This is a genomic window from Microcystis sp. M31BS1, from assembly GCF_020245285.1.
GTDB classification, from domain to species: domain Bacteria; phylum Cyanobacteriota; class Cyanobacteriia; order Cyanobacteriales; family Microcystaceae; genus Microcystis; species Microcystis panniformis.
This window is the reverse complement of the sequence record NZ_JADBVE010000009.1, coordinates 1-2,618: the sequence shown is the minus strand read 5'-3', so window position 1 is coordinate 2,618 and position 2,618 is coordinate 1. Positions and strand designations below refer to the sequence as shown.

At 41.2% G+C, this 2,618-nt stretch carries 4 protein-coding genes; 2 read left to right on the top strand and 2 right to left on the bottom strand.

Annotated elements, in window-relative coordinates; all coding sequences use genetic code 11:
• The first annotated feature begins 388 nt into the window (after positions 1-388).
• The gene (locus IM509_RS00305) at positions 389-619 is read left to right on the top strand and encodes an addiction module protein (protein ID WP_052276845.1); all 231 of its coding nucleotides are present in this window, start codon (positions 389-391) and stop codon (positions 617-619) included.
• Entirely contained in the window at positions 616-918 is a 303-nt protein-coding gene (locus IM509_RS00300; RefSeq protein WP_072927872.1) for a type II toxin-antitoxin system RelE/ParE family toxin, read from the top strand. The genes IM509_RS00305 and IM509_RS00300 overlap by 4 nt, the downstream gene beginning before the upstream one ends.
• Positions 919-1,140: 222 nt before the next feature.
• On the opposite strand, the gene IM509_RS00295 is transcribed toward IM509_RS00300, so the two are convergent.
• Both IM509_RS00295 and IM509_RS00290 read right to left on the bottom strand, forming a co-directional pair.
• Complete coding sequence (locus tag IM509_RS00295; protein ID WP_052276847.1) at positions 1,141-2,040, bottom strand: amino acid ABC transporter substrate-binding protein; 900 nt, start codon at positions 2,038-2,040, stop codon at positions 1,141-1,143.
• Between the two features lie 41 nt (positions 2,041-2,081).
• A complete protein-coding gene (locus IM509_RS00290) occupies positions 2,082-2,288 on the bottom strand; it encodes a hypothetical protein (protein ID WP_002732891.1) in 207 nt (68 codons plus the stop codon).
• Positions 2,289-2,618: the final 330 nt, after the last annotated feature.

Here is a 2,618-nt window from a genome sequence, read left to right as displayed (position 1 = left end):
TTGGGTCTGATTTGTTTTTGTTAATGATCAGACAGTACCTGATGAGCCTTTCTTTGTCAACTCTTGAGGTTGATGCGTTTCATTTTTGAATTGGCGTTGTCCTTGAGTAAAAAATGCAAGTTGTAGCCGTGCAAAGTATATAATGCGGGTGAAAGTATGGAGATAACCCTCAAGTGCAAACTAAAACCCTCCAAACCCTCAGAAAAGGAAACCACAAAAGTCTCCTAAAAACCATTAATCAAAAACTTGCGATCGCCCCTTCATTCAGTCACTTGAGGAGGTATTGTTGCCATAACTCTCTCAATTCCCATGATTTCAAGGAGTAGGGTTTATCTGGCAAGCCGAGAGCTGCTACAATCTAAGATGATTGGTTATAGATGCTTTCAAGATGACTAAAACAGCAGAAACCCTTAAAATAGAACTTGCTCAACTTTCTGTGCAAGATCGCGCTGAACTAGCTTACTTTCTCATCCATTCCTTAGATGAAGGTGTAGATGACAATGTTTTAGATGCTTGGGATAGAGAATTAACTGAAAGATTAGCCGAAATTTATGCTGGAACAGCCAAGGGTGAACCATCAGATAAAGTATTATTGGAATTACGAGAGAAATATTCGTGAAACCGGTTATTATTCACAGTGAAGCAACAGGAGAACTTGACAATGCTATTCAATATTACGAGAAGCAAAAGATAGGATTAGGGCTAGATTTGCTATCTGAAATTGAACAAGTTCTCGAAAAAATTAAAATTAACCCTAATCTGGGAACAGCCCATACTATCGAAGGGGTACGCCGTTATGTCATTCGCCGTTTTCCTTACATCATCTTTTATGTAGAATTTGAAGCATTTATCTGGGTGGTTGCGATCGCACATGGAAAACGTAAACCTGATTACTGGAAAAAGCGAAATTTAGAATAATGGAGATACTCGAACGAAAACAAAACCACAAAAGTAGGCTAAATTACCCACAAAATACGATAAATGCCCCTTCATTCAGTCAGTTGAGGGGGTTTATTTTTTCCCTTTATTAACTTGGTTAATAACAAATCCAACTTTAAAAACCCACTTCCCCACTTCCCTATTCATAATTCCCACTTGCAAGAGTGCCTTTTTGAACCTTTCCCTAAAAAGGTTTTGATTTTAGGGAAATACAGTTAAAGGAATCCATTCGTAGGTGTTGACAATGCCTTGAAAATAATCATTAATAGTTTCTCTGGAATAGGGAACAACACCATCTTCACCAAACCAACGTTCATAAATTGTCACCGCTTGTTGTTGGTCACTAACGATCCCTTCCATGAATTTTAATAGGGTATAATTCACTGTATCGCGCCATTTAGAATCATTTTCAGGTAAAGTACAGGCATAGGATTCGTAGGCGTAGGGATAGGAGGGAACTATGGCTAAATTATTGGGATTTTTAGCACTTTTCCTTAAACCTTCTAGGGTAATGCCATCGCTGGCAAAACCATCAATTTCTCCCGTTTCTAGTTTTTGTAAACCCTCGCCACGACTTTTAACTTTGACCAAAATAGCGGCGGGTTGTTGGGTTTTAATTACCGCTTCATTAGTAGTATTGGCAATCACTCCAATGCGTCTGCCTGCCAAGCTACCGATGTCATCAAGATTACTACCTTTGCGGGTGAGCAATTGAGTACCACCGGCAAAGTAACTAACGGAAAAATCCACTTCATTTTCTCTTTTCCAAGTAAAAGTAGTAGAGCCACATTCGATATCGATAACCCCTGTTTTCAACTTTTCAAAACGATTTTGGGGATTAATCTCAACAATTTTTAACTTAATTGGTTTTCCTAACTTCCGTTCGGTTTCCTTGCGAATTAACTCTAACATATCAAGGCTGTAACCCACCCACTTGCCCTGGGAGTTGACAAAACCAAAGGGAATAGCATCTTTACGAGCGCCGGCAGTAATTACCCCAGTTTTTTGAATGCGATCGAAGATTGCTCCCGCAAGGCTAGAATGGTTACTGGTGACGGTTAAAGCTACTGTCATCGTCATGACGGCAAGTGTACGCTTCATTTTTTTCCCTAATCTGAAAGTGGCTCAAGTCTGGGACTGTTTTAGGAGACTGAGAGTTTCCCAGAGGAAGATTTTTTAGCGGCGATTGCTGGGGACAAAAAAAGAGGAGAGATGTTACTCTCTCCCCCTTTTAGTTTTTTCGACAACATTTTAAATTGTTTTTTCAGTTGTCGCTGTCGGGCCGAACCGCCCTTGCCTTTGTCGTTACGTCCCTGACGGCGGGGGGACTCCCATCGCTTAAGTCGCATAGTTTTTAATTCCAATTTAGTCAGTTATATTTTTTATTGTAACAGGTTTAACGTCAGTTTGGGTTAAGGAAATGAACTGACGGGGTGTGGGGTGTGGGGTGTGGGGTGTGGGGTTTTACCCATTTTCAGTAACCCATGCGGGCGTTGGGTTTCATGCTTCAACCGTTCGGCAAAAGCTCACGGCCGAAGCCCAACCTTGTATCTTGAGAAGTAGGCAACCCGTCCCAACCTAGGTAAAAAATACCGCTTTGTAGCTTGGGTGCCTATATTCTGAAAAAGGGCGTGGACATCCAGTTCAACCGAGGTGCTTGACACCGTTGGGTAGCCACC